The sequence below is a fragment of the Ruegeria sp. HKCCD7296 genome, assembly GCF_013110775.1.
Taxonomy (GTDB): domain Bacteria; phylum Pseudomonadota; class Alphaproteobacteria; order Rhodobacterales; family Rhodobacteraceae; genus Ruegeria.
This window is the reverse complement of sequence record NZ_WVRF01000017.1, coordinates 1-25,681: the sequence shown is the minus strand read 5'-3', so window position 1 is coordinate 25,681 and position 25,681 is coordinate 1. Positions and strand designations below refer to the sequence as shown.

The window sequence follows — 25,681 nt, the reverse complement described above, 5'->3', positions numbered from 1 at the left end:
TCAACAAATACAAAACTTGACGCTGAAACGGTCGAATTTAGTCAAATTTATTGCCTATGTTCAGCCCGAACGTATTCGAATACTATGCACAATGCAGGGAATTAACCCTGTCACGATCCATGTGTCACGCATATCATGCAGGTGCATACAGGGCAGGGATTATTGAGTGAATAAAAGGTTTTCATTTTCATGAACAAAATTGCTGAGCGGAATGACGCGGAAAGTGCCGCGACCGATGCACCAGACACGTCAGGCATGAGCCTTAGCGTTGTCATCCCCGCCTATAATGAGGAAAACGCCGTCCGCCACACGGTCGAGGATGTGCGCACTCATCTGGAACCGCTGGGCATTCCCTATGAGATCATCGTGGTGGACGATGCTAGCCAGGACAACACCCGCGCCGAGGCCGAAGCCAGCGGAGCCACCGTGACCTTCAACGATGTCAATTCCGGCTATGGTGCCAGCCTCAAACGGGGGGTGCGGATGGCGCAGCATGAATATGTTGCCATTCTGGATGCCGACAGCACTTATCCCGCGCGCTATCTGCCCGACATGCTGGCCATGTGCCGCGATCAGGACATGGTCGTGGGCGACCGGGGCGCGGCGATGAAGAACGTGCCGCTGTTGCGTCGGCCAGCCAAAAAATTCCTGTTTGCCTTTGCCTCATTCCTGGCCGAGCGCAAGATCAACGATCTGAATTCCGGTCTGCGCGTGTTCCGCAAATCCGAGCTGACCCCGTTCCTGCCGCTGCTGCCACAGAATTTCTCGTTCACTACAACGATCACGCTGTGCATGACTTCGAATGGCAAGCGGATGATCTATACGCCGATCGAATATGGTAAGCGGGTGGGCAAATCGAAAATCCGGCCGATCGATTTCCTGAACTTCATCATCCTGATCCTGCGCATCAGCACGTTGTTCAATCCGCTGCGAGTGTTCATTCCACTGGGTCTGGCGTTTTTCACGCTGGGAACGGTGAAATTCATTGTCGACATGTTCTACTGGAACCTCAGCGAAACAGCAGTGTTCTCGTTCCTGGCGGCGATCATGATCTGGTCGCTGGGGCTGATCGCCGACATGATCTCGCGGCTGCACCTGAGACCCTGACAGGAGCGGCGGCATGCTTTCCGATCCAAGTCAACGGCGCTGGCTGATCCGGGTTGCCGGATCGGTCGTGGTGCTAGCGATCCTGTTCTGGATTCTGCCTGCCGAGGCGATTTTGGCAGCCCTGAAAGCCATCCCGGTCTGGGTTTTTGCCTGCGTGCTGGTCCTGTTCCTGCTGGCCCATGTCGCGGCGGCGCTGAAATGGTGGCTGCTTCTGGGGCGCGGATTTGCGGCTCCGCTGGCCATCCGGGCGCATTTTGCCGGGTTGGCGGCCAATCTGTGCCTGCCCGGAGCAATCGGAGGTGACACGGTACGCGCCGGCCTGGCGCAAGCGGCAATGAAAGACGGTGCGCGGGTTGTTGCGGGCGCAACCGTGGATCGGCTGATCGATATGGTGGCCCTGCTGACACTCTCTTGTCTGGGGCTGGTCCTGACATGGGAAAGCGCTGCGGGCGGGCATATGATCTGGCCGGTGGCTCTGGTCTTGCTGGCGGCGCTGGTGGGCATGGTCGCTTTGCCGCGCCTGCTGCCCCTGCCCTGGCGCTATGTCCCGTCCCTGCCCGGCAAAGGCTTTGCCCATCGTCTGTCCGATGCGCTGGCTGGAATGGGCCGCAAGCCCGGCACGCTGGCCGTGGCCTTTATCGCATCTGTACTGATTCAGCTGTTGCTGGTCCTGCTGGCCTGGTGGCTGGCCATTGCGGCGGGGGTCGATGTGGCGGCGGGCCCATGGATATTCGCCTGGCCACTGGCCAAGATCATTGCCGTGCTGCCGGTATCCCTGAACGGGCTGGGCCTGCGCGAGGCGACGCTGGCCGGTTTTCTGGCCCCCTTTGGTGCCAGCGCCGCCGCAGTCGTGGCCGCCGGGCTGGTCTGGCAGGTTGTTTTGTTCGCGGCGGGCGGGTTAGGTGCGCTGGTTCTGACCATGTCCGGGATGCAGTTCAGCACCCCGGCAAGTTCCCAGAAGGAAGAGTGCAAGTGACGGATGTTTCCCGACCCAATGGCGACAAGCCTGAAATCATCATCCTCGGCGCCGGACCGGCTGGTCTGGCCGCTGCCCATGCCCTGACCGCGCAGGCCAAGGTCACCGTGATCGAACGCGCGCCTGTTGCGGGTGGTAATTCGGCCTCGTTCCCGGTCGAAGGTGTGATCTGCGACTATGGCTCGCACCGGTTTCATCCGGCGGCCGAGCCCGAGGTTCTGGCCGATGTAAAAGCCCTGCTGGGAGACGACTTGCTGCTGCGCCCGCGCCATGGGCGCATCCGGCTGGGCGGCAAATGGATTCACTTTCCGCTGAAACTGACCGATGCGCTGTTACGCCTGCCCAAACCCTTTGCCGCGTCACTGATCGGGGACATGGCGCTGAAGCCCTTCCGCAAAAAAAGCGAAGGCCCCGAAACGTTCTCGACCGTGCTCTATGACGGGCTGGGACCGACGATTTCGGACAATTTCTATTTCCCTTACGTACGCAAGCTTTGGGGTCTGGATCCGGACAAGCTGGCGGTGAAACTGGCGGAACGGCGGGTGGGCAGCGGCTCGGTCGGCAAGATCCTGATGAAGATGCTGCGCCTGCTGCCGGGGCTGCGCAGCGAAACGGCGGGTCGGTTCTTTTATCCGCGCAAAGGGTTTGGGCAGATCTCGGACGCGATGCGGAACAGTGCGGAAAGCAACGGTGCCAGCTTCCTGTTCAATACCGAGATCACCGCCATCGAACGGGACGGCAATCGTATCACCGGGTTGACGATCCGCAACGAAGATGGCGAGCGGCGCATGACCGGCGATCTAATCCTGTCGACCATCCCGCTGACCGGACTGACGCGCCTGATTGGCGATGCTCCGGCCGAGGTGGTCGAAGCCGCCCGCGCGATCCGGTTCCGGGGCATGATCCTGCTGTACCTAGTGCTTGAGACCGACCAGTTCACCGAGTTCGATGCGCATTACTTCCCCGAACTGTCGATCCCGATCAGCCGCATGTCAGAGCCCAAGAACTATAACGCCAGTGACGAGCCGAAGGGCGTCACCGTTCTGTGTGCCGAGCTGCCCTGCGACCCGGATGAAAAATGGTGGTCCATGTCCGGCGAGGAACTGGGGCAGGAATTCACCAAATGGCTGGGCCAGCTAGGCTTGCCGGTCACGGTACCGGTGCGCCGCTGCGAAACCCGACGGCTGAGCCATGCCTATCCGGTTTACGATGTGGGCTATGAAGAGCGGTTTGATACGGTGGATCAGTGGCTCTCAGATATGGACGGATTGCTCGTATTTGGACGGCAGGGCCTTTTTGCGCACGATAATACGCACCACGCTTTTGCCATGGCCTATGGCGCGGCGGATTGCATTGACGGCAAGGGCCATGTCGACCGCGCGAAATGGAACAAATACCGCGAGGTCTTTGCCACCCATGTGGTGGAAGACTGATCCATGTCCGCCTGGCAGGCCGATATCCTGATGTATCATTCGATCTCGGATGCGCCGGGACCGACCTCGATTGCGCCCGAGGTGTTCAAGGCCCAGATGCAGGCGCTTGCGGACTCGGGCCTGCCGGTGGTCACACCTGATGCGCTGGCCAGCCCGCCTGCCCCCCGCGTGGTCATCATTAGCTTCGATGACGGGTTCGAAGATTTCGCCGACACCGCCTGGCCGATCCTGCGCGATCATAATTTTACCCCGATCGTCTATCTGCCCTCGGGCCGGATGGGCGGCAGCGACAGCTGGGCCGGGGGCAACATCCCCACCCGCCCCCTGATGGATTGGGACAGGATCGAAACCCTGGCAGGGGAAGGTGTTTGTTTTGGGGCGCATAGTGTCAGCCACCCAGATCTGTCGACGCTGGATGCAGAGGCGTTGGAAGAAGAAGTCACCGGATCCGGGCAGGATATAGCTGCCCGGCTTGGCCAGCCTGTCCGGCATTTCGCACCGCCCTATGGCGCGTCGAACAACAGCGTGCTCAGGCAGATCGCGTTGCATTACGACACCTCGGTCGGCACAAGGCTGGGTGTCGCCGGACCAAAAGATGACATCCACGACCTGCCCCGGCTCGAGATGTTCTATTTCACCGACATCGCCCGCTGGCAGGCGCATCTTGCCGGGCGCGGCGGGCCCTATCTTGCGGTGCGCAAAATGATGCGTGGTTTACGGGCGGCCATTCGGGGGAAGCCTTGGTGAGCAAACCTTTTTTATCCGCGACTATAGCCGGAGGCGCGGGACAGATTGTACACTCCGGCACAGTGGTTCAGAACAAGTGATAGGTATATAGATATGCATATTCTGGTGACCGGCGGGGCCGGATTTATCGGCTCTCATCTGGCGGAAAGATTGATTGGGGACGGCCATACCGTCACGGTTCTTGATGACCTGTCGACCGGGCTCATGTCAAATCTGGCCAGCGTTGCTGATCACCCGGGGTTCACCTTCGTCAAAGGCAGTATCCTGGATCGCCAGCAGGTCGCCGATCTGGTCGGACCAGCAGATGTGGTGTTCCATCTGGCAGCGGCCGTTGGGGTCAAGCTGATCATGGATGAACCCAGCCGGTCGATCCTGACCAATGTTGCGGGCACGGAAAACGTGCTGGATGCCGCGCTGGTGGACAAGACACACACATTCATCGCTTCCAGTTCCGAGGTTTATGGCAAAAGCACCAATTTCCCCTTTCAGGAAGAAGGCGACCTGACCATCGGCGCCACGCGCAACCTGCGCTGGTCTTATGCCTGCGCCAAGACGCTGGACGAATTTCTGGCGCTGGCCCATGCGCGGGAATCCGACCTGCCTGTCACGGTGCTGCGATTCTTCAACACCACCGGCCCGCGTCAGACCGGGCGCTACGGGATGGTGCTGCCGAATTTCGTGAAATCCGCGTTGGAAGGCGCGCCGCTGATGGTGCACGGCACTGGCGAGCAATCGCGCTGCTTCGGCCATGTGGCGGATGTGGTCGAGGCCATGTGCTGTCTGATGACCCTGCCCGAGGCACGCGGTGACGTGTTCAATGTCGGCACCGATCAGGAGGTCACGATCCGTGAACTGGCCGAACAGGTCATTCGAACAACCAGCTCGACCTCGGAAATCCAATTCGTCCCCTATGACACCGTCTATCCCGAAGGGTTCGAGGACATGCAGCGCCGCCTGCCCGATGTCTCGAAACTGCAACGGGTCACCGGGTTCCGTCCGATGCGGACGCTGCAACAGATCATCGATGATATCGTTGCCGAGATGACCCGCCCGGTTCCCGCATGAGGGCGCATCTGTCGGTACAAACGGGCCGCACCCCGTGACCGATCTTGTTATCGGGTCGGGGCCAGCAGGCGTATCGGTGGCCATTGCCCTTTTGAACCGTGGCCGTCAGGTTTTGATGATTGACGGAGGGGAAGAACTTGAAGCCTCTGCACGGGAGCGTCGCGACCAGATGGCGGCCTCAGATCCTGAGGACTGGTCTGCGAGTGATATTCGGGCCTGGCAGGCCCCTCAGTTAGACACGCCGCCCGGACAGGTGCGCCGGTTCGGATCCGATTTTGCCATGGTGCCAGGTGCAGAAACACTGGTTGCGCCGGATCAGATCGGACTACGCGCCTCACATGCGGCGGGGGGGTTATCCAACCTTTGGGGATCGGCAATCCTGCCCAACCGGGATGCAGATATCACCGACTGGCCGCTGAGCGCGCAGGATCTGGCACCGCATTACCGGGCGGTTGCCAAATTTCTGCCGGTCAGCGGGCGAGAAGATGCCTTGCAGGCCCTGTTCCCCGCCTTTCCGATGCAGCACCGGGTTCCACTGACCCCATCACCACAGGCCGGGCACATTCTGCATCGTCTGGAGCACCACCAAAGCAATCTTGCCCGCTTGGGGGCCTCTGCCGGGATGGCGCGCCTGGCTGTGGATCCGGGTTGCCGCTACTGCGGCCAGTGTCTGCATGGGTGCCCTTGGGGGCATATTTATTCGGCCAGACAAACACTTGAGGATCTGCGCCACCACACGGCGTTCCGCTACCGCAGCGGCCTTGCCCATGCTTTCGAGGAGCAGGCCGATCATGTCACTGTCCGGCTGGATGGCGGCGAGAGCCTGAAGGCCGAGCGTGTTTTTGTCGCCGCAGGCGTTCTGGAAACGGCGCGTTTGCTGCTGTTGTCTTCGGCGGATCCGGCAGCACGCCTGCAATTACAGGACAGCCAGCATTTCTTTCTGCCCAGCCTGCACCGCTGGCGTGCCCCACGCCGCCCCAATCAAGCCCCCTATCACACCCTGCCGCAAATTTTCATCGAGCTGGATGACCCCGATCTCTCTCCCCGTCTGGTGCACAGCCAGATCTATACCTGGAATGAGTTCTATGCCCAGGATCTGATCCGTAGCTATGGTGCGAAACTGCTCGGTTCGGCCCCTATATGGCATATGCTGGCACGTCGGTTGATCGTGGCGCAGGCATTTCTGCATTCCGACCATTCCGCACGCGTAGATCTGACCCTGGCCCCTGACGGGCGGCTTGTGTCCACGATCCAGACCAATGAGGCCACCGAACAGATCATGGCGCGGGCCACATCCCGTCTGGCGCAGGTACTGAAGCTGGCCGGGTTGGTACCGCTCAAATTTGCCCGCCGCCCCGGCGATGTGGGGTCAAGCTTTCATGTCGGCGGCTCGGTGCCCATGGCCAAAACGCCCGGCACAGGGCAGTCGGATATCCTGGGTCGACCTGAAGGGCTGTCGCGGGTGCATCTGGTCGATGCCTCAAGCCTGCCCAGCATTCCGGCCACAACCATCACCTTCTCGGTCATGGCCAACGCGCATCGGATTGGTACGCTGGCTCCCTGATTGGCCTAATTCAACTCTCGAACAAGACGAATGGCATGACCGTGGCCACGATTGTAGTAATGTGGTCCAACCCGAAATCCGGACCGGTTCTGCCAGGCCGGAGAGGACGGACCGCCCCCGCGAATTGTTCGAAACTCGCAAGCCTCCTGCACAAAGGCCGAACCATCGATCATCACCGGGTCAAGATAAGCCTCGTAACAATCCTCGACCCATTCAAAACCGTTGCCGTGCATATCATAAAGGCCGAAATCATTGGGCGGGTGCAGTCCAACGGGACCTGGTTTGCGCTCGGGCCACAAGGATGAACAGTTGATGCAGTTCGCGTTGTTTTTCCCGATATCGTTCCCCCATGAGAACCGCGTTACGGTTCCCGCCCGGGCGGCATATTCCCACTCAGCATCCGTGGGCAGGCGGTAGGTCTGCCCCGTCTTGGAGCTCAGATAGGTCGCGTAAGCGTTTGCATCGCTCCAATCGATCAAGGTCATAGGCTGATCATCGCGATAATCTTCCCCCAAGTCTGGAAGGTATGGTTCTTGTCCGGTGATCACCTGCCAGTCCGGATCTTCCTGTGCCCGCCTCCACTGTTCATACGTGATCTCATAGCGGGAAAAAGCCAGCGCGCGTGGAATGCGTGCCAAACGCCGGGGACCCTCGCGATTGGCCAATTTGAACTGAGCCCGAAGAGGTGTGTGGCTAAACAGATGCGCATACCGCCCCTCTTCAAAGATTGGAGACCCAAGCAGGAAATACCCTTTGGGAACTTCGATCATTTCCGGACAATCGGCACAGTCGCGGAAAACCCGGCCGAGCGTAAACATTTGATATCCAGGCTGATGCAGAGGAAGCACCTGTGCTGTGGCCGACAGTGCGACCAGCTGCAGGCCTGACAAACCGGGCTCGGGCAATTGTTCCTGCTCTACGGTTTTACGCATTGTGATCTCAAGATCGCGCAGTGCGGTGTTGGCAACCACAACCAACAGAAGGAAACCCACAAATAGCGCGAAGACCACCAGCACCCCGGACAATATGACCCAAAGCAGGTGCAGTGCCCATCGAAACACGCCTCCGACAAAGGACCCTTTCTCTGGTCTGGCTGAAGCTCTACTGAACGCCATTTGGAAATCCTTCCTGCTTGTCCACAAGCCCGGCGGGTATTTGGTTGACCGCCCCGGTCTCAAACGCCCCGGCCTCCAGCACTTTGGCCAACGCGCGATCGCCTTTGTCATGCGCCGCACGGGCCAGAGCGACCCCATAAGCCTCAAGCACCGAGGTTTCGTGCCAGATATCCAGAAACGCAGAGCGTGCGGCCGTGCCCTGCCCTTCGCGCCGGTCGGGCTGATGCTGCAGATCACGCATCGCGGCGATCAGGTCGTCTTTGGTCTCGAACAACGATCCACCGCCTGCCCGCTCGACGATCTCGGGGAAGGGTCCCAACCGCCGGGCGATCACCGGCGTACCCAGCCGGAAGCTTTCGATCAGGATGATGCCAAAAGTCTCGTAGCATACGGACGGCACGATCAGACCGATGGCACCGCGGTAATAGGCGTTGAGTTCCTCAAGTGTTTTGCGGCCCAGAAATTTGATCCGGTCATTGCCTGCGGCCTGTGCTTTCAGCTCATCCGCATAGTCCCCGTCCCCAAGGATCAGCAAATCCGCATCCGGATAGCGGTCAAAGGCCGGAAATACATCCTGCAACCCTTTGATCTTTTCCAGCCGCCCGACAAACAGGAAATAGGGGCGGTTGTGTGCCGCCGGTTCCGGCAGAGCGTCTTGATCCAGATCGGGCAAGAAATAGGGCAGCACCTGCATATCCTGACGCAGCCCGAATTCACGATGTTTGGCGCGGCTGAATTCGCTTTTGGCGATGATCAGATCCATCTGATCCAGCGCCCGGTCCAGCGCCCCGGTATAACGCCAGAGCTGCGGTGGGCGTCTGTAGTTCAGCACACAGCGCAGGCATTGGCGGGCATCACAGATCTCACGCCCATGCCGCCATAGCACATGGGTGGGGCAAACCAGCCAGTGCTCATGCGCCTCGTAGGCTTTAAGTCCCTCGCCCATCGGCAAAAGGCCGGGGCCGCCAATCAGAGAGGTATTGTTGTGCCAGATGATATCCGGCTGCCGCTCGGCCATAATCTCGCGGATTCGCCCCGCGTGCACCACCGGACGACCCAACTGCTGGGTCAGCAGGTTCGAAATCATGCCATTGCGGCTGCGCAGCCCGATCCGTCGCACCCCGTCGGGGTCGCCCTCGGGCTGAGGTTTGCCGCCAAGGATCAAATAGCTGTCTTCATCATGCACCACCGTCACGTCATGACCGCGCGCCACCAGCGCCCGCGCCATGCGTTGAATGCCCACGGCATCACCACCGAAGGAATAGGGTGGGTAAAATGTGGTGAACATCAAAATGCGCAATGACTGCATGCGGATCGTACCGGGCTACTAATAACTGTCCAGTATAAGACACAATCAATATGGCAATCTAAAGTCCTAACCTGTGTAACCGGTTGGTTCTTACCTTGTGTTGCGTACATGCTGCAAATACACACGCGCTGGAAGGATTAGCCATCCTGACATGGGCAAATAATGCGCGCATGTTATGATCGCGCGATTGTTGAGAAATTTGGCCAGACCTACATCAGATGCAAACTGCACCTTCTTCAAATCCCCTTCATGTCGTCGAAATGGGTTCCCAGTTTGGCATGGGCGGCATCACCCGGCATATCCTCGGGCTGAGCGACTGGCTGGAAGCCAGAAACCATCGCATCACGCTGGCAGGCACCGCCGATATCTGGGCCGGTCCGGACCGGGGCGACGGATTTCTGGATTTGCCCACCCGCTATGTCGCAGGCGACGGCGGCAGCATCGTCAACCGGCTGCGCTATACGGCCGACGCGGCCTGGCAGTTGCGGCGCTGGCTGGCGGGAAACCCGGTCGATTTGATCCATTGTCATGAATCCGCACCTGCTCTGGTCGCCAATCTGGCCCGCACCGGACGGCGCATTCCGGTTGCTGTCACCTATCATGGGTCCGAACCCGAACGGATTTCCGCCTTTGGCCGGATTGCCGCAAAATGCGATCTGGTGATCACGCCCAGCCATCGCTCGGCCGAAGATCTGGCGACCATCGGCAATGTGCCGAAGGATAAGTTGAAGGTGATCGGCCTAGGCGTGTCTCCTCCGCCCGAAGACAGCGCCGAAGAGATCGCCGAACTACGGTCAAAATTGCTCGGGGATGGCAGGCGGGTGATTCTTACACTGGCGCGTCTGCAAACACAGAAAGGGATCGATATTCTGATCGATTGCGTCACACGGATGAAGCAGACCCATCCCGGGTACCGCTTCGTCGTTGCGGGCGACGGGCCGGATGAGGCGAAGCTGCATGCTCTGGCGCAGGAAAAGGGGGTTGGCAAGCATCTGCAATTCATCGGCCGGACAGATAAACCGATCCGTCACCTGCGCGCGGCTGATCTGTTCCTGCTGACATCACGTTGGGAAGCGCTGCCGTTTACAATCGCCGAGGCTTTTCAGGCCGGAACACCCGCCGTGGCAACCGCCTGTTCCGGCGTGGTCGAACTGATCGACAACAGCGTCGGTGCGGTGGTTCCCATCGGCGATATAGACGCAATCTGCACGGCTGTGGCAGATGTTCTGTCGGACGAAGGGCATCGGAAAACGCTTGCGGACAATGCCCTGAAACGCGGCCGCGAAGATCGCTTTGACCCGGATTGGGTGCATCACCAGTTTGAAAAAACCTACTACGATCTGGTGGCGCGGCACCGCAATTGACGTGTCATATGTCGCGCTCCCGTTCATGGGTGACCTTTTCGGCAATCCGCGCGCCTGCGCGGGCTGACAGGGCCATGATGGTCAGGCCCGGGTTTTGAAACGGATTGGTCGGGAAGGACGCCGAGTCCGTGACGTGGACATTGGGACAGTCATAGACCTCCAGATCCCCATTCAGCACATGCCGGGCTGGATCATCGCCCATACATGCCCCTCCGGTTTCGTGGATCGACGATCCCGGCTGCAAAGCGCCGTCTGGGGTATAGACCAGCGGTCCGGCAATTTTATACGCCAGTTTCGAGATCAGGCTTTCGCGCCCCAGCAGGTCATCGGGCAATCCGAAGGTTTGTGACACATCCTTCAGCGTATCTTTCATGTCCTGCACCATCGCCCGTTCATTGTCGGAATGGCGCAACGTGACCTTGGGCGCGGGGATGCCCCAAACATCGCGTTTATGCGGGTCAAGCTCGATCCGGTTTTCGGCACGCGGCAGGACCTCTCCGATCGCCATGAAAAACCAGCCCGGTTCAATCCGCCCCACAGAGCCCAGCAGAGAATAGCTGCGCAAAAAACCGCAATCGTCAAGCCCGCCACGATTGCGGAAACCGGGGATGTAGACACCGGATTGGGCCCCGAAATCATACGGGTCGTGATCAGGTCCCAGCCCTTCGACCTCTGGCAGGGTGCCTGCGCGAAAGACCATCAGGTGATCCGACAGGTAGCGCCCCAGATTGCCCGATGAATTGCCCAGCCCCTGGGTATGCTGCGGCCCGTGGGAATTCAGCAGAAGCCGCACGGATTCAATGGTCGAGGCGCAAACCGCAATCACTTGCGCCGTCACCGTGTGCTCCTGCCCGCTGGCCGTGTCGATATAACGAACACCAGTCGCCAGACCAGTCTGTGCATCGGTTTCGATCTTTGACACCACCGCCCCGCTGCGCAGCTCGAAATTCCCGCTGGCCTGCGCGGCGGTCAGGGGCAGAGGTGTCCGCGCGGGCACATGACGGATGATCCGGCAGGTGGTGGCGGGGCGATCAGGCCATTTCTGCGCCAGTTCGTCCATGAGCGCGCGTTCAGCCTTGGTCAGCGGGTGCGGAGCGTCGTAGATGCCATCGGGCAGGTTTTCGATCTGCGCGGCCTCGCCCGCGACGCCCAGAAACTGTTCAACCCGATCATACCAGGGATCGAGATCAGCATAGGAAATCGGCCAGTTGTCGCCAAACCCATCCTGTTCGGCTGCCCTGAATTCCTGATCCGAAAGGCGCAGCGCATTGCGCCCCCACAAATGCAGCCGCCCGCCGACCTGACGGGACCGGAACCAGTTGAAATGGATCCCGCTCGGCGTGGTGTAGGGGTTCTTCCGGTCATTGACGAACAGATGCCCGGTCAACGGCGTGAAAGACATGCAGCGCGCCTGCACATGCTGGCCGCGCAGGATCGCCATGACGCGGTTGAGGATGCTGACACGGGATCCGCCCGCGCGATCGCTGTCGGGGAAATCATCCTTGGGGTCCAGTGTGCGACCGGCTTCCAGCATCAGCGTCCGGCAGCCGCGCTCGCTTGTTTCTTTCGCAACCCATCCCCCGGCGGCGCCGGAGCCAATGACGATGACGTCGTATTCTGGTCCGGTCGCCCGCATCGCTCAGGGCCTGCGCGTTATGTAGCCCCAGACCTCGCCACAGGTCCAGGCGGTGGTCAGGATGATGATGTAAGGCAGTGCTGCCAGGTAACGCAGAAGCCGCTCCTTGCCCGCCTGTGTCAGGCCATGGCGCACCCACAGAACCGGTGGGATCAGCGGGCTGGACAGGATATAGGCCAACCGCTTTGCGCCGCCCATATGCATGGCCCGGATATGACCGAACAGACGCCCCCAGTGAAACCGTTCCGGCAGCAGCCGACCCAACGTGGCCGGGGGGCGCACATGATCGACTACCAGTTCATTGGACAGCAGCAGTTCTTCGCCCTGTTCGATCAGGAACCAATGCACGACCGGCTCGCGAAAGCGGTCCTTCCACAGATGGCGGGTCGCCTCCAACGCCTTCCGACTGTAGGTGACGTTCACGTCCGAGACCCATTCGGCAGGGCCACTGTCAAAAGGCAGGCCATAGCGCCCGAAATCGGTCACGTAGAACGCCCAGTTCAGCAGCGAGACCGGTTCCTTACAGTCAATGGCACCGCCGATGACATTCTTGCCGGTTTCCGCATGCAGGCGCATGACGGTACGCGCCCAACCCGGGCGTGGATGCCCGCGATCTTCGAGGATTGCGATCACATCGCCGGTGGCGGCCGCCAGCCCTGCGGCCCGTCTGCGGTCAAATAGCTCATGCTGGCCTGCCTCGGATGTAATGGGGCGGGCGAGCGTGATGGGCCCCAGGTCCAGAAAGTTCACATCCGGGAATTCTGCCGCGTAATCAGCAGCGTCCGAGACGCTTGCATCATAGGGTACGATGATTTCCAGCGGTGGCGGGTCATCGAATGCAACGACCGACACCAGAAAGTCGCGCAGGTAGATGCCGCCATCGACAATGGTCACGACAATGGAAAGCATTGGATGATCTGTCATCTCAAGCTCCTGCAACTGGAAAAACCCTGCTTCTTCAAGGCAGATACTGACGCGGCGCGGTCGGGATGCCAAGCGCCGTCTGGGAACCGATCCGATGTCATGCGGCCATGTCCCCCAGCGCCTCAAGCGTGACCGGCTGGCCTGATGCATTGCTTGCGCGCACCGCATCCGCAACCTCGATCGCGCGCAAGGCGGCGTGGCCATCGGAAATACGCAATCCGGTCTGCCCTGCACAAAGACCGACAAATTCCTGCAGCTCATCGGCAAATGACAACAGAGCCGTGGTTTTCCACGATTTCAGCTTTTCCCGCAGCATGATCCCGGGATAACGGCGATGCTGACGGGTGGGCTTGCCGCCCGGGCGGTCCATGGTGATCAGCAGTGTTTCCATTGGTGCATAAGCCCCGCGCACCATACCTTTGCTGCCATAGACCTCGATCTGGCTTTTGTAGCCTTTCCAATCTGTCCAGGTTGCCTGATACATCGCCGAGATGCCGTCAGGGTTTTTGAAGATCGCCATGGCATTGTCTTCAGAGCCCGGCTCTTTCCAGACCTTTTCGGTAGCGACGCCGTAAACGCTGGTGATCTCCCCTAGCATATGACGGGCCATGTCGGTCATGTGAATCCCCACGTCCCATAGCGCCCCGCCGCCAGAAATATCGGACTTGTATTCCCAGTCATGCACGAATTTCGTCAGACCCTCGTGCCCGCCATAGATGCGCACATGATCGACCTCTCCGATCTGGCCCGACCCGATGACGTCCTTCACATAGGAAAAGGCCGGGTAATAGCGCATGTTGAACCCGCCGCCCAAAGCCCTACCCGCCACCCGAGCTGCGGCAACGATCCTGCGGCTGGCCTCGGCCGTGTTGGCCAGCGGCTTTTCCGCCAGCACATGCAGCCCGCGATCAAAGGCTGTCAGGCACAAAGGTTCACGCACATGCGCCGGGGTCGAAATAACGACCGCGTCCATGCCGACGTCAAAAAACCTGTCCGCATCGGTAAAGGCTGGTGCGCCATTGGCCACGGCTTCGGCCCGGTGCATGTCCATATCCACAACTGCGGCAAGTGTCGTGTCAGGGTTGTCGATAATGGTCTGCACGCGCATCTGCCCGATCTTGCCGGCTGCGCCGATCACACCGATCCTCATAAAATTCCTCACTCAAAACCATGGGGTGTTACACCCCGGACATCTATAACAGCAGATCATCTGTTAACGGAGTAGCATGCGCAACCACCCTGCGCTAGGCTTCTGAGGTGCAACGATTTCATGCCTCGATTTGAATTGAATAAGGATTGGCAACAGTGAACTTCACCGGCTCGGAAAAACTGCAGGGGCAGACGGTCTTTGTCACCGGCGCAACGGGATTCCTTGGGGCGCGTCTGATTCCGGCCCTTCTGAAAAACGGCGCGCGGGTCACGGCCCTGTTGCGCAGCCGTCACGGCGCGAACGATCTGGAGGCGAAGGGCGTCACCGTCGTCACCGCAGCCCTGGGCGACCGGGCGGCAATCACAGAGGCCCTGCGCGGTCACGATATACTGGTCCATCTGGCCTATGACGTGCGCGCCACGTCCAAAAAGAACTTGTCGGATTTCAACGCGCTTGCTGGCGCGGCACAGGATGCTGGCATCGGGCGGATCGTCCATACCAGCTCTATCGTGGTTTATGATATCTGGCCCAGCGAGGATCTGGATGAAACCAGCCCCATGCAACGCCCCGGCGGCAGCCCCTACCGCCAAGCCAAGATCGAGATGGAAAAACAACTGATGGCCGGGCCGATCCCGGCGGCCATACTGCAACCGACCTTGATTTACGGGCCCGGCAGCGCCCTGTGGACCAATCAGCTGACAGAAAACCTTGCCGCTGGCGCACAGATTCTGCCGCAACCCGAGGGCCTGTGTAATGCCGTGTTCGTCGACGATGTGGTGCAGGCTATCCTCAGGGCGGCCGTGCTGGAGGATCTGGGCCAGGAACGCTTTGTCATCTCGGGGCCTGAGCCGGTGGCCTGGTCGGACCTGCTGTCGGGCTATTCCCGGATCATCGGCAAGGGCGAGCTGCAGTTTGAACCGTATCAGAACCTTTCAGACCGATTGGGCCCCGAGCCGGATCATGACGCGGGTCCCGAGACCCTCTCGGTTGCGGCCCGGATCAGTGCGCTTGGCCGCACGCTGCTGGGGCGCGAGCGGTTTGAAGCATTGGTGCGTGCCATCAAAAGGCGCGTGTCTTCGGGCGATGGCGCAGCCTATCCCGACCGGCATCTGCTGGACCTTTTTGCCGCCAAGGGCAGGTGCAGCATCGCGCAGGCGCAGGCGCGGCTGGGCTATCAGCCCGACTATCCGCTTGAAAAAGGATTGGCGGCGACAGCAGACTATTTGAGGGGCCGGTTTGGCTGACGCCATGCCCATCATTTGAAACGCAACCGTATGGTCCGGATTTCAGGGCCGCTATCAAGGCAAAAGCATGCTGCATATCGGCGTAGACGCCAGTTCCTGGGAAAACGAACGTGGCTTTGGGCGGTTCACCCGCAATCTGATCCCCGCTCTGGCCGCCCGGCAATCGAAGTTCCGTTATACGCTGCTGTTCGATCAGGAACCCACGCGCCCTGTGCCCGAAGGCGTCGACATCCGGATCGCCGGGTCTGACAGGTCAATGTCCGAGGCCTCCTCGGGCGCTTCGGCGCGCGGCGGGGCGGATCTGATGACCATGGCCAAATCCGCGCGGCAGATGGACTGCGATCTATTCTTCTACCCGGCAGTCTATTCCTATTTCCCGCAACTGGCCCGGCGGCCTTCGGTCGTGTGTTTTCATGACACCATTCCCGAGCGCTTTCCCGATCTCATCTTCCCCAAAAAGCTGAACTTCCGCCTGTGGCAGGCGAAATGCTGGTTAGCCAAGAAACAGGCGACGCGGATCATGACCATCTCGCAAGCGTCCGCCGATGATCTGGAACGCATCCTGCGCATTCCCGCCGCGCGCACCGACATCATCACCGAAGGGGCCGAGCCAGTCTTTCAGCAAATCCACGACACACAGCTTCTGGCCCAGACGCGCCAGGCTTATGGCGTTCCGTCCGACGCCCCTTTGCTGGTCTATGTGGGCGGGTTCAACCGGCACAAGAACGTGCTGCGGCTGATCGAGGCGATGCCCGAAATCCTGGCAAAAGTGCCGGACACACGTCTGGCCATTGTCGGACGCACCACCGGTGCACGGTTCTGGGACAACATCGAAGACCTCAAGGCCAGTGCCGCCGCCGATGCGGCCCGGTCTGAAAGCATCGTCTTCACCGGCGAGATCGATGACCCCGAACTGGCCGCCTTGCTGAACGCTGCCGATGCGCTGGTCTTCCCGTCGCTGTGGGAGGGGTTCGGCCTGCCCGCGCTCGAAGCAATGTCCTGCGGCACGCCGGTTCTGTCCTCGGATCGCGGCAGCCTGCCGGAAGTGGTGGGCGATGGCGGGCTGTATTTCGACCCTCTGTCCAGCCAGGCCCTGGCCGATCAGGCCATCCGCCTGCTGCGCGAGCCGGGCCTGCAAACCGATCTGTCGCAAAAGGCGCTGGCACAGGCCGCAGGCTTTAGCTGGGATAAGGGCGCGGAACTGGCCGAGGCATCGTTTCGGCAGGCGTTGCGCCCGAAATGAGAAAAATTTGTCCGGTTTCGGTTTGTCAGAAAATCCTCAACAATGTCGCCATGACCCAAAAATTAAGCCCTTTCTGGAAACACGGTACTGCAGTCTCGAACCGGGCAGACAAATATATTGGATTCGCACCCATTCCACCCTATCCGTGAAGAGGGGTGGAATTTTCGGCACCCAGGATGCCAATTGATTTCAGTGTGACTTTGTACGATCAGGATAGATTATGAATTACGAAACCTCGCACCATCAGCCCCTAAAACAGCTTATTGCGGCGCGCGATGCGCGGGTTGCCGTGGTGGGGCTGGGCTATGTCGGCCTGCCCCTGGCTCTGACCGCTTATGACAAAGGTTTCGACACCACCGGTGTTGACCTCAACCCCGACCGGGTGGCGCGGATCAATCAGGGCGATCAGGTCATATCGTATCTGGCGCAGGACCGGATTGCGCAGGCCGTCAGCAGCGGCAAGTTCCGCGCGACGCAGGATGCCGCCGCTCTGGCCGAGGCCGATATCATCCTGATCTGTGTGCCGACTCCGCTGACCGACGCGCAGGACCCGGATATGCGCTTTGTCGCGGCGGCCGCAGAGACCATCGCACAGCATCTGCGTCCCGGTCAGATGGTGGTGCTGGAAAGCAGCGTCTGGCCCGGAGCCACGACGACTCTGGTTCAGCCTATTCTGGAAGCAGGCGGTCTGCGCGCAGGTTCCGATTTCTTCCTGGCCTTCTCGCCCGAGCGCGAAGACCCCGGCAATGACACATTCGACACACACAGCATTCCCAAGGTGGTCGGTGCCGACGATCCGCAATCGCGGCAACTGGTCGAGGATTTCTATCGCGCCATCGTCACCAGCGCCGTGCCGGTCAGTTCGGCCGCCACAGCCGAGGCGGTGAAACTGGTCGAAAACAGCTTTCGCACCGTCAATATTGCGCTGGTCAACGAATTGAAGACCGCGCTTGAAGCAATGGACGTGGATGTCTGGGAAGTGATCGCGGCTGCGGCGACCAAGCCGTTTGGCTTCATGCCCTTCTATCCCGGCCCTGGAATTGGTGGGGCCTGCATCCCGGTGTCTCCGGCCTATCTGGCCTGGCGCGCCGCGGATGCAGGATCTGATACACCGATCATCAATCTGGCACGCTCCAGCAATGATGCGGTGCCGGAAATGCTGGCGGCACGCATGGCAGTAGAACTGGCCGCACGCCACGGGTCGGCGCTGGCAGAGACCGGTCAGCCCCTGACCGGACAGCGCATCCTGCTGATGGGCATCGCCTATAAGCGCGATGTCGAGGACACCCGCCGCAGCCCGGCGCTGGTGTTGCTGGACGAGCTCGAGAAGCTGGGCGCCGAGGTCGACTATCACGACCCTTATTTCCCGCGCCTGCCCGAAGGCGGCGAATACCCGCAGCTGGCGGGCCGGACCTCGCAGCCGCTGACGGCAGACACCCTGAAACGCTATGCTGCTGTGGCCGTAATCACCGATCACAGCGCCCCGGATTACGATCTGGTTGCCCGCGAAGCAGTCTTGGTGTTCGATACGCGGAATGTTTTTGAAAAGCAGGGGATCGAAGTGACTGATGGGCGGTTGGTGAAGATGTGATCACACACCTTCTCAACAAGACTTGGAAGCGCAATTTGTGAGTCTACCCTCCAGAACCACACCATCGAAACAGTAAGGCGAAGGGTACTGTAGTATTGACACGGAGGCCAAGTTTCACCTGCTAGAAATTGGCTTACTACGCTGGGTCTGCGTATCTCATTAGTGAAGGTACCTTACATGGAGCAACGGAGAGATGTGGATGGCCGCGGACCGTGGCAGTAGGGCTCGTGAGGGCTCGTGTCATTGAGCATACCCGGCTGAATTTTTTGCCTGACGGGTTCATCGGGGTCGATATCTTCTTTGTCATTTCCGCTTTCTCTTTTCCGGGATCATTTTGAAGAGTTGAAAGCTCTGGGTTATCTTGAGCGCAGCCGTTTCAATTTCCAACTTTCTGTTTGCCCTTGGTTCGGAGTGGTTCAACAGCAAACATGCGCTCCACACTTGGTCGCTTGGGATTGTGGAACAATTCTATCTTGTCTTTCCGCTCGCCGTCATTTTGGCCGCACGCTATTCGATTGGCCTCTTCCTGACGTTTTCCATTATTGCGCTCGCATCTTTCATTTGGGCAGCAATGGCCACAGCGTATTATGAAGATTACATATTTTCATGCCTCAACTCTGGGCCTGGGAGTCGTTAATGGGAATTCTGCTTTCTGCAGCCCGGATATCCTCTACTCAACGGGTTATTGCAGAGATACTCGCCTTTGTCGGGATCGGCTTGATTTCATTTTCTCTCTATCTTTGGCATTATGTGCTGTTCGATTTTTTCGAGACTACACAGGCAAAGGGTACAACCTCGGCTCCAAAAGCAGCATTGTCATGATTGCTATTTCACCACTCGTCGCATGGGCCAGCTGGCGCTGGATCGAACAACCATTTCGGAAGCCGGGCCGTAAGAGGCAGCTGGCCGTCCACCGTACAAGATGACGTCTAAGCCGCGGTAACTAAATTTTCTGCCCATCGCGTCAGACCAGTGTCGTTTTTAAACACTGCGCGATTTTATGCCTTACTTGATGATTTCATGTGCGATGCGTTGACGATGTAAACAATTTGCGAAACTATCTGATCAGACATTTTCATGTCTCAATAATTGATAAGCAGTGCAGCACGAGTAGTGGAGCAAAGCTCCGTCAGGTCCAAATAACCAAATTTTAACCCTCAGGGGCCCATAGTTTTGCCATGATTTCGCGCCGGAATCGTATTGGGCAGATGCCCAATGGCATAGCCATGGCTCATTTGAGGATTGGCAAACACCAAAGCCAGAACCGGAGGGCTTGGAAGGCATGATGGGGATTATCGGATTAGCCGTTCTTGTTGGCCTGTGTGCTGGCGGCATAGCCCTGCTGTCCGGCTCTTCCCTTCTGATGGCATTTGGGGCCTATATTCTGTTTGGCTGGATCTTTATCTTCACCGCCGCCGCAATAATCTGCGTCATAAAACTGCTAAAGATTTGGGGCAGAAAAGAAAACCCTGCGTATTCCAACTGACCCCTTAGTCCCGCCCCGCCATTCGCTTGGCTACATATCCCAGAAAGGCGCGGCGCGGGTTTCTGATCTGCGGGCGCCCAGATGCGGCCCAATAGGCCAGCCAGTCCGCCTCCAGCGCATAGACATCGCGGCCCGGGGCCATCGCTCTGGCCTCTTCCAGCGCCTCTGAGGGCAGGATCGGCTTGTCCGGCCCTTCGACCACCTGACCCCGCCGGGTAAAACGGATCAGGTCACCGGGTTCTTCGGTCATCTCATAATCGGGCAGATGGTCGGCTGTGATCATGTCGCGGATCATCTTGCGGAATACCCGCCGGGGTGAGGCTGACCCCGATTTCTTCAGCAGCACCTCAACCGAGATCCGCCACTCGGGCTGGCGGCCACAATGTTTGCGCGCCAGTTCATAGATCCGCCGCTCGAGCGGTTTGCGCAGGCGGAAGTAATCGCGGCTGAGGGTCAGAACCGATTTCGCCAGCACCGCCCGAAACAGCCAGTCTGACAGTTTCACGCTGACGCTGACCATCCGGCCCGCCCGGGTGTGGCGGACGATCTCCCAGCTTTCGATCAGACCGAACCCAGTGGTGGTCTCTTTCTCACCGGTGACGATGTTGGTGGTGATCCTTGTACCGGCCAGCCGCTCGAACGCCTCGCGCAGACGCTTGTAACCGTCACCGCTGGTTTCGCGGTTGGTGGCCACCAGCAGATCATGCGCCTTCAGATGTAACACCCGGCTGACGGTCCGACCCGCATTGATCGCCGCCATCAGCTGACTGATACAGAAGATCAGGATGTCCTTGTCGTGGATCGTTGCCAAACCACGCACCGACGGCGTCACAGTAATCTCGACCCCGTTATGTTCGTAATTCAGAATCCGCCGGTCCGGCCGGGTCGAGAGCGAAAACATCGGATGCTCCATCGACCCCATATCTGTCTTGGGCAGCGCATCGAAGATATCGCATACAAAAAAATCGCCCGTTGGGTGCCGGTCAGGCAACAACGCCCCTGACCCGCTCATACTGCCCTGCCCATATGTCCTGCCCGAATCTTTGTTCGTGGTTTTATTGACGCTTACCGTAGAGTTATCCACAGGAGGCGTAAAGCCGCCGGAACGTGGGTTCAGAGTCACTGCAACGTGGGTTCAGAGTCACACTATCGTGGGATCAGATTCACTACTGAACTCGAAAATCACGGAAATCTGTTTTTTTTCTTATAGTTACAATAACCTAAACTCTGCTGTAACTACTAAAATAACAAAATTTTAACTGGATATTTATTTACCTCACTCTTAAAAGCAGCGTTTCAAAGGGATTTTACCCCTTATTTTTGCTCAGAAAATTCGGTTTTATGCTCACAATACTTCCACATGCTTCATTTTGTGGTATATTGTCCAAAACATAGCACATAGGCAGATTTTCAATGCGAGCAGTTCCCTCCGAAGGGCTTCCCCCCTATTTCAATATCGATCCTGATCTAGCCCATGCTGAGTTGGGCGAACCAACCGGAACCCATGAGTTCTCGCAGATTGCAGATGCCTGCGCCCGAGGGCGGGCAGATCTGGCAAACCGGGATCTGGAGGAAGATGGACAGAAAAAACTGCGCCTGTTTTCAACCTGGGAAATTACCAAATATCTGATCCCTGTTGCCCCCGCCCATTTTCGACGGGTGTTGAAGAGCAACCCAGATTTACCACAGGGACAGTCCGAGACGGAAGGTGGCGCCAAGTGGTTCACCCTGGATGAGGTTCTGCGGCTGCGCACACATTTTGCCTCAGAAGGATCCAAGGCAAAAGAATACCGTCCCTACCGACCCAAAGGGTTGCCGGCCAAGATTGTTTCGGTGGCCAATTTCAAAGGCGGCGTCGGCAAGACCTCGACCTGCGCGCATCTTGCAATGTCTGCTGCTTTGGACGGCTACAAGGTGCTGGTCATTGATCTGGACAGCCAGGGCTCGATGACGTCAATCTTCGGCGGCAAGGTCAGCGATGAATGGCAGACGGTGTTCCCCTTGCTCGCCCGCCATTACGCCACCCATCTGCGCCGCGACAATCAGGGGCGGCTTGACCGGGGTGAAGCACCGCATCCGATTGACGACACCCTGTCCGAAGCGCTGAAAACCCGCAGCAGCGATCTGATCCAGACCACCCATTGGCCGAATATCGATCTGATCGGCGCTCAGCTGAACCTCTACTGGGCCGAGTTTCAAATTCCGGTCTGGCGGATGCAGGGCCGCAGTTGGAAGCTGTGGGATGCACTGACCGACACGCTGGACGAGGATGGGGTGCTGGACGACTATGACATCATCTTCATCGATACCCCCCCTGCCCTCGGCTATCTGACGATCAACGGGCTGGCGGCCTCGGATATCCTGCTGGTGCCCATGGGGGCCTCGTTTCTGGAATTCGACTCCACCGGCCGATTCTTCGACATGTTGCATTCGACGTTCCAGTCCATTGAGGATGGAGAGAACATGGCCGCCCGCGCGCTTGGACGGCCCGAGATGGCGTTTCAGTGGGATGCGGTGCGCACAATCATCACCCGCTATGACGGCAGTCAGCAAGCCGAGCTGGCGGGGCTGATGCAAGCCTATCTGGGCCGCACCCTGTCGCCACACTGGCAGGGCTACACGGCGCTGATTGGTCAGGCCGGGGAACAGGTCAACGGCATCTATGAGGCGGATTACCGCGATTTCAACCGCGAGACCTATGTGCGCGGGCGAGAAACCTTTGATGCCACTTATGCTTCGTTCAAGAAGCTGCTGATCGGCGTTTGGCGAGGTGAAGAGCAGGCCCAGCAGGCCGAAGAGGCGGGAACACCGGAATTGTCGCTCTGAGTGCGATGTTTCGCGCGCGAAACACGTCTTCTATGACTCGAAACAGAGTCTGATCCGAGCAGGAAGAGGAAAAAGTGATGGCTAAACGCAAACGACTGACCCCAGCCCGGCCGGATTATCTGGAAGACAATCGCCCTGCCCCCGGGTTGAACCCCATGTCCCCCGCTGAGACACCCCGCGCCGCACCACCGGTTGCACAGGTGGCCGGGGCCACGGCAGCCCAGGCCGCTTTGGAAGAGCTGTCCGGAGAATTGCGTGCTGCGCGGGCCGAAGGTCGTTTGGTGCAGGGCCTGCCGCTGGACGCCATCGAGGAGACCTATCTGGTGCGTGATCGGATGGCGGCTGATGACGCGGATATGGAGGCGCTGAAGGAAAGCCTGAAGGCACGCGGGCAGCAAACACCGATCGAGGTCGTGGAATTGACCGAAGGGCGGTATGGCCTGATCTCGGGTTGGCGGCGCATGACTGCGCTGCGGGCGCTGGTACAGGAGACGGGCGAGCCCCGCTTTGAAACCGTGCGCGCTTTCCTCAGACAGCCGCAGAGCGCCTCGGACGCGTATGTGGCCATGGTCGAGGAAAACGAAATCCGTGTCGGGCTTAGCTATTACGAGCGCGCCCGGATTGTGGCCCGTGCGGCTGAGCAGGGCGTTTACCCGGACGAGGCTGCTGCCCTGCGCGGGCTGTTCGCATCGGCCAGCCGGGCCAAACGATCGAAGATTGGCTCGTTCATCGCGATCTATCACGCGTTGGATGATCATCTACAGTTCCCTTCGGACATTCCTGAACGATTGGGGCTGTCGATTGCCAAGGTCCTGAAGGACGATCCAAAGGCGGTATCTGCGCTTATCAAAACGCTGGGTAAAGCCGGGGCCGAGACATCGGAGGCAGAGTTGTCTACCCTGACACAGGCAGTGAATAGCAGCAGCTCAGAACGTGGGAATTCATCTGTATCAGACTCTAATACATCCCCTAAAGAGACAATAGGAAACATTCAGCTGAAGCCGAACCGGAACGGAACGCAGATCACTCTTTCCGGTCGGGGAATGTCAGAAGCATTCCTGGCGGACCTGCGGGCTTGGTTACAATCCCGCGACAGCTAATGTTTCGCGCGCGAAACAGGCTTCACCTCAGCAGATCAGCCGTTGGATTTTCTGCGATATCGACATCGTCATAATATTTCTGCGCCTGTGCCATCGAGCGGTGCAGGGAAAGGCGCATGGCGGCTTGGATCGGCGCACCGTCGAGTGCGGCCTGAGTCAGAAACCCCGAGCGTAACCCATGGGGTGAGGCAAAGTCGTCCGGCAGCCCGGCCAGTTTCAGCCGGTGCCGAACGATCTGTGCGATCGCATCCGGGCTCAGCCGACGCTTCAGCACCCGGTCGGCCTTGGAGATGGGGCGGAAGAGGGGCCCGTCGTCGATCCCGCCGACCTCGATCCAATGGACCAGTGCTTGCGCGGCGCGGCCCTTCAGCACCAGTCGCGGGGTTTCGCCCTTGGCTGTGGTCTTGGTCTCCAGCAGCGAGAGCCAGACCAGACCTTCCTTTTTGAACGCTTTCAGGTTGACATCCTCGCGCATCAGCGCGGTGATTTCCGACCGCCGTCGACCGCCCGAGGCCCAGCCCAGCATCAGCAAAGCCCGGTCGCGGCAATCGCGGCGCGACCCGTGGCAAGTGGTCAGCAGTTGTTCGAGAATATCGCGGGTGATGGGGTGTTGCGACTTCGGGGCAGGGGGCCGAGCTGCGGCGCGGCGCGCCTTGGCGCGGGCCTGTTTCACCTGAGGCGCATCGAACGGCGAGGCGAGGTTCTTCATCCGGTGGAAGGCAAGCCAGGAGGCGATGCGCCGGTCCAGCGTCGACGGGGCAGGGCAGGCCGGCGACCGGCGCAACCCCTGCGCAATCAGCGCCTCCGCAGTTTGTCGGGCGCGGTCATCAGATGGGGCATCCCCGAGATCGCGGGCATGATCCAGGATGAAAGCGAGCGCGGCGGTCTCCGTTTCCGGCCAGTCCAGCGCTACTCCGAAGCGCGCAGCCTTCCAGGCGGTGATGTAGAGCAGATCGCGCTCATAAGCCCGCAGCGTGTTGGTAGGGGTGCCACGCACATAAAGGTCTGTCAGGGAGTCCTGATCGGCTTGCGACAGGGCAGGGGAGGCGGCGGGAAGATATGGCGCGGGAGGCTTCATGGGGCACATTCTGCGCCAAAGCCGGTCAGATCACAATAGACATGATAAGGGATACTTATCAGGTATAAAATCAGTTTTTCAGAATTACAAAAGAAATGCGCAAAAAGACATTATATTGCATACTAATTCTATTGAGCTTTTAATATACCGAGTTTCCGGGAAACTATCACAGATATATCCGCCGTCAACTTAACTCCATGGATGCCTCCGGTCAGGTTATCTGCAAATCCGCAATGTAACATTGGAGCCGGCGGGAGGGGCCTACACCTTCAGAGCCTAAAATAGAGGTTTGCAAAACGTCAGGCGCCAAGAGCCTTACTTCCGCTCCAGCCCAAGCACCGCACGTGCGTTCTGAACAATCTGCATCCTTTTTCCAAATCGTTCTTCGCCAGCGTTGCTGAAGTGGTCGCCATCCGACTAGAAAAGAACATCACAGGATAAGAAGTCTTCCGGGAAAGACAGTTTGTGCAAGTTGTGCTGAGACATGAACTCTGCTGGCGATGCTGAAAGTGTTTCGGTGATTGTAGCTTCGAGTTTCAAAAATACCTCTTCGGTTCCAGGCCGAAGCATCTAAGGGTATTCACATTCCGCCTTCCGAATATAAGTCGGCTGAATATGTGGCTCGATCCGGGGGATAGCCAGACTGTTGGAATATGGGATGCGATGTGTTCACGCCACGGGATTTGTTGGGCAGCACCGCCTTGATGAATTCCCACTCCAGAT

Annotated in this window: 21 protein-coding genes; 14 read left to right on the top strand and 7 right to left on the bottom strand. The window is 59.1% G+C overall.

The genetic code is table 11. The features are described 5' to 3' along the window. The first annotated feature begins 189 nt into the window (after positions 1 to 189). The 6 genes from GS632_RS18745 to GS632_RS22410 all read left to right on the top strand — a co-directional run bounded on the left by GS632_RS18745 (position 190) and on the right by GS632_RS22410 (position 6,892). Positions 190 to 1,107: a glycosyltransferase family 2 protein gene (locus GS632_RS18745; protein WP_171722270.1), complete on the top strand. Its 918-nt coding sequence runs from the start codon at positions 190 to 192 to the stop codon at positions 1,105 to 1,107. A 13-nt stretch (positions 1,108 to 1,120) separates the two neighbouring features. Further along, positions 1,121 to 2,083 carry a lysylphosphatidylglycerol synthase transmembrane domain-containing protein gene (locus tag GS632_RS18740; RefSeq protein WP_171722269.1) on the top strand — a complete coding sequence of 321 codons (963 nt, stop codon included), beginning with the start codon at positions 1,121 to 1,123 and terminating at the stop codon, positions 2,081 to 2,083. Then, complete coding sequence (locus tag GS632_RS18735) at positions 2,080 to 3,516, top strand: FAD-dependent oxidoreductase (RefSeq protein ID WP_171722268.1); 1,437 nt, start codon at positions 2,080 to 2,082, stop codon at positions 3,514 to 3,516. The genes GS632_RS18740 and GS632_RS18735 overlap by 4 nt, the downstream gene beginning before the upstream one ends. 3 nt (positions 3,517 to 3,519) lie before the next feature. Continuing rightward, positions 3,520 to 4,263 (top strand): polysaccharide deacetylase family protein, encoded by a 744-nt coding sequence (locus GS632_RS18730; protein WP_171722267.1) that lies wholly within the window; start codon positions 3,520 to 3,522, stop codon positions 4,261 to 4,263. 93 nt (positions 4,264 to 4,356) lie between these two features. Next, positions 4,357 to 5,328 carry an NAD(P)-dependent oxidoreductase gene (locus tag GS632_RS18725; RefSeq protein WP_171722266.1) on the top strand — a complete coding sequence of 324 codons (972 nt, stop codon included), beginning with the start codon at positions 4,357 to 4,359 and terminating at the stop codon, positions 5,326 to 5,328. Positions 5,329 to 5,362: 34 nt separating this feature from the next. Next, positions 5,363 to 6,892 (top strand): GMC oxidoreductase, encoded by a 1,530-nt coding sequence (locus GS632_RS22410; protein WP_171722265.1) that lies wholly within the window; start codon positions 5,363 to 5,365, stop codon positions 6,890 to 6,892. 5 nt (positions 6,893 to 6,897) lie between these two features. Here GS632_RS22410 and GS632_RS18715 read toward each other — a convergent pair whose 3' ends face one another. Continuing rightward, the gene (locus GS632_RS18715) at positions 6,898 to 8,007 is read right to left on the bottom strand and encodes a formylglycine-generating enzyme family protein (protein ID WP_171722264.1); all 1,110 of its coding nucleotides are present in this window, start codon (positions 8,005 to 8,007) and stop codon (positions 6,898 to 6,900) included. Beyond that, entirely contained in the window at positions 7,994 to 9,295 is a 1,302-nt protein-coding gene (locus tag GS632_RS18710) for a glycosyltransferase family 4 protein (RefSeq protein ID WP_171722263.1), read from the bottom strand. Before GS632_RS18710 ends, GS632_RS18715 begins: the two co-directional genes overlap by 14 nt. 281 nt (positions 9,296 to 9,576) lie before the next feature. Between GS632_RS18710 and GS632_RS18705 the strand changes: the two genes are divergently transcribed. After that, positions 9,577 to 10,680 carry a glycosyltransferase family 4 protein gene (locus GS632_RS18705; protein WP_171722262.1) on the top strand — a complete coding sequence of 368 codons (1,104 nt, stop codon included), beginning with the start codon at positions 9,577 to 9,579 and terminating at the stop codon, positions 10,678 to 10,680. 4 nt (positions 10,681 to 10,684) lie between these two features. Here the strand turns inward: GS632_RS18705 and GS632_RS18700 are convergent, their stop codons facing one another. The 3 genes from GS632_RS18700 to GS632_RS18690 all read right to left on the bottom strand — a co-directional run bounded on the left by GS632_RS18700 (position 10,685) and on the right by GS632_RS18690 (position 14,390). Beyond that, positions 10,685 to 12,316, bottom strand: coding sequence for a GMC oxidoreductase (locus tag GS632_RS18700; protein WP_171722261.1), 1,632 nt, complete (start codon positions 12,314 to 12,316; stop codon positions 10,685 to 10,687). 3 nt (positions 12,317 to 12,319) lie between these two features. Then, on the bottom strand, positions 12,320 to 13,240 hold the full coding sequence (locus tag GS632_RS18695; protein WP_171722260.1) for a hypothetical protein: 921 nt from the start codon (positions 13,238 to 13,240) through the stop codon (positions 12,320 to 12,322). Between the two features lie 97 nt (positions 13,241 to 13,337). Further along, entirely contained in the window at positions 13,338 to 14,390 is a 1,053-nt protein-coding gene (locus tag GS632_RS18690) for a Gfo/Idh/MocA family protein (RefSeq protein ID WP_171722259.1), read from the bottom strand. 155 nt (positions 14,391 to 14,545) lie between these two features. Between GS632_RS18690 and GS632_RS18685 the strand changes: the two genes are divergently transcribed. The 5 genes from GS632_RS18685 (at position 14,546) to GS632_RS18665 (ending at position 19,954) form a co-directional block, all read left to right on the top strand. Continuing rightward, positions 14,546 to 15,634, top strand: coding sequence for an NAD-dependent epimerase/dehydratase family protein (locus GS632_RS18685; protein ID WP_171722258.1), 1,089 nt, complete (start codon positions 14,546 to 14,548; stop codon positions 15,632 to 15,634). 67 nt (positions 15,635 to 15,701) lie between these two features. Further along, positions 15,702 to 16,877: a glycosyltransferase family 1 protein gene (locus GS632_RS18680; protein ID WP_171722257.1), complete on the top strand. Its 1,176-nt coding sequence runs from the start codon at positions 15,702 to 15,704 to the stop codon at positions 16,875 to 16,877. A 220-nt stretch (positions 16,878 to 17,097) separates the two neighbouring features. After that, complete coding sequence (locus tag GS632_RS18675; protein ID WP_171722256.1) at positions 17,098 to 18,468, top strand: nucleotide sugar dehydrogenase; 1,371 nt, start codon at positions 17,098 to 17,100, stop codon at positions 18,466 to 18,468. Between the two features lie 636 nt (positions 18,469 to 19,104). Next, entirely contained in the window at positions 19,105 to 19,290 is a 186-nt protein-coding gene (locus tag GS632_RS18670) for a hypothetical protein (RefSeq protein ID WP_171722255.1), read from the top strand. Positions 19,291 to 19,750: 460 nt separating this feature from the next. Continuing rightward, complete coding sequence (locus tag GS632_RS18665) at positions 19,751 to 19,954, top strand: hypothetical protein (protein ID WP_171722254.1); 204 nt, start codon at positions 19,751 to 19,753, stop codon at positions 19,952 to 19,954. A gap of 4 nt (positions 19,955 to 19,958) precedes the next feature. Here the strand turns inward: GS632_RS18665 and GS632_RS18660 are convergent, their stop codons facing one another. Continuing rightward, complete coding sequence (locus GS632_RS18660; protein WP_171722253.1) at positions 19,959 to 20,966, bottom strand: replication initiator protein A; 1,008 nt, start codon at positions 20,964 to 20,966, stop codon at positions 19,959 to 19,961. Between the two features lie 401 nt (positions 20,967 to 21,367). Here GS632_RS18660 and GS632_RS18655 point away from each other — a divergent pair, with 401 nt between their 5' ends. Continuing rightward, positions 21,368 to 22,780: an AAA family ATPase gene (locus GS632_RS18655; RefSeq protein WP_171722252.1), complete on the top strand. Its 1,413-nt coding sequence runs from the start codon at positions 21,368 to 21,370 to the stop codon at positions 22,778 to 22,780. Positions 22,781 to 22,857: 77 nt separating this feature from the next. Beyond that, complete coding sequence (locus tag GS632_RS18650; RefSeq protein ID WP_171722251.1) at positions 22,858 to 23,880, top strand: ParB N-terminal domain-containing protein; 1,023 nt, start codon at positions 22,858 to 22,860, stop codon at positions 23,878 to 23,880. A 22-nt stretch (positions 23,881 to 23,902) separates the two neighbouring features. On the opposite strand, the gene GS632_RS18645 is transcribed toward GS632_RS18650, so the two are convergent. Then, on the bottom strand, positions 23,903 to 24,958 hold the full coding sequence (locus tag GS632_RS18645) for a tyrosine-type recombinase/integrase (protein ID WP_171722250.1): 1,056 nt from the start codon (positions 24,956 to 24,958) through the stop codon (positions 23,903 to 23,905). Positions 24,959 to 25,681: the final 723 nt, after the last annotated feature.

Excerpts from the sequence above, each read along its gene's own strand:
- GS632_RS18745 (WP_171722270.1), top strand. The coding sequence starts at position 190 with ATGAACAAAATTGCTGAGCGGAATGACGCGGAAAGTGCCGCGACCGAT.
- GS632_RS18740 (WP_171722269.1), top strand. The coding sequence starts at position 1,121 with ATGCTTTCCGATCCAAGTCAACGGCGCTGGCTGATCCGGGTTGCCGGA.
- GS632_RS18730 (WP_171722267.1), top strand. The coding sequence starts at position 3,520 with ATGTCCGCCTGGCAGGCCGATATCCTGATGTATCATTCGATCTCGGAT.
- GS632_RS18725 (WP_171722266.1), top strand. The coding sequence starts at position 4,357 with ATGCATATTCTGGTGACCGGCGGGGCCGGATTTATCGGCTCTCATCTG.
- GS632_RS18715 (WP_171722264.1), bottom strand. The coding sequence starts at position 8,007 with ATGGCGTTCAGTAGAGCTTCAGCCAGACCAGAGAAAGGGTCCTTTGTC.
- GS632_RS18710 (WP_171722263.1), bottom strand. The coding sequence starts at position 9,295 with ATGTTCACCACATTTTACCCACCCTATTCCTTCGGTGGTGATGCCGTG.
- GS632_RS18705 (WP_171722262.1), top strand. The coding sequence starts at position 9,577 with ATGGGTTCCCAGTTTGGCATGGGCGGCATCACCCGGCATATCCTCGGG.
- GS632_RS18700 (WP_171722261.1), bottom strand. The coding sequence starts at position 12,316 with ATGCGGGCGACCGGACCAGAATACGACGTCATCGTCATTGGCTCCGGC.
- GS632_RS18695 (WP_171722260.1), bottom strand. The coding sequence starts at position 13,240 with ATGACAGATCATCCAATGCTTTCCATTGTCGTGACCATTGTCGATGGC.
- GS632_RS18690 (WP_171722259.1), bottom strand. The coding sequence starts at position 14,390 with ATGAGGATCGGTGTGATCGGCGCAGCCGGCAAGATCGGGCAGATGCGC.
- GS632_RS18680 (WP_171722257.1), top strand. The coding sequence starts at position 15,702 with ATGCTGCATATCGGCGTAGACGCCAGTTCCTGGGAAAACGAACGTGGC.
- GS632_RS18675 (WP_171722256.1), top strand. The coding sequence starts at position 17,098 with ATGAATTACGAAACCTCGCACCATCAGCCCCTAAAACAGCTTATTGCG.
- GS632_RS18670 (WP_171722255.1), top strand. The coding sequence starts at position 19,105 with ATGGGAATTCTGCTTTCTGCAGCCCGGATATCCTCTACTCAACGGGTT.
- GS632_RS18665 (WP_171722254.1), top strand. The coding sequence starts at position 19,751 with ATGATGGGGATTATCGGATTAGCCGTTCTTGTTGGCCTGTGTGCTGGC.
- GS632_RS18660 (WP_171722253.1), bottom strand. The coding sequence starts at position 20,966 with ATGAGCGGGTCAGGGGCGTTGTTGCCTGACCGGCACCCAACGGGCGAT.
- GS632_RS18655 (WP_171722252.1), top strand. The coding sequence starts at position 21,368 with ATGCGAGCAGTTCCCTCCGAAGGGCTTCCCCCCTATTTCAATATCGAT.
- GS632_RS18650 (WP_171722251.1), top strand. The coding sequence starts at position 22,858 with ATGGCTAAACGCAAACGACTGACCCCAGCCCGGCCGGATTATCTGGAA.
- GS632_RS18645 (WP_171722250.1), bottom strand. The coding sequence starts at position 24,958 with ATGAAGCCTCCCGCGCCATATCTTCCCGCCGCCTCCCCTGCCCTGTCG.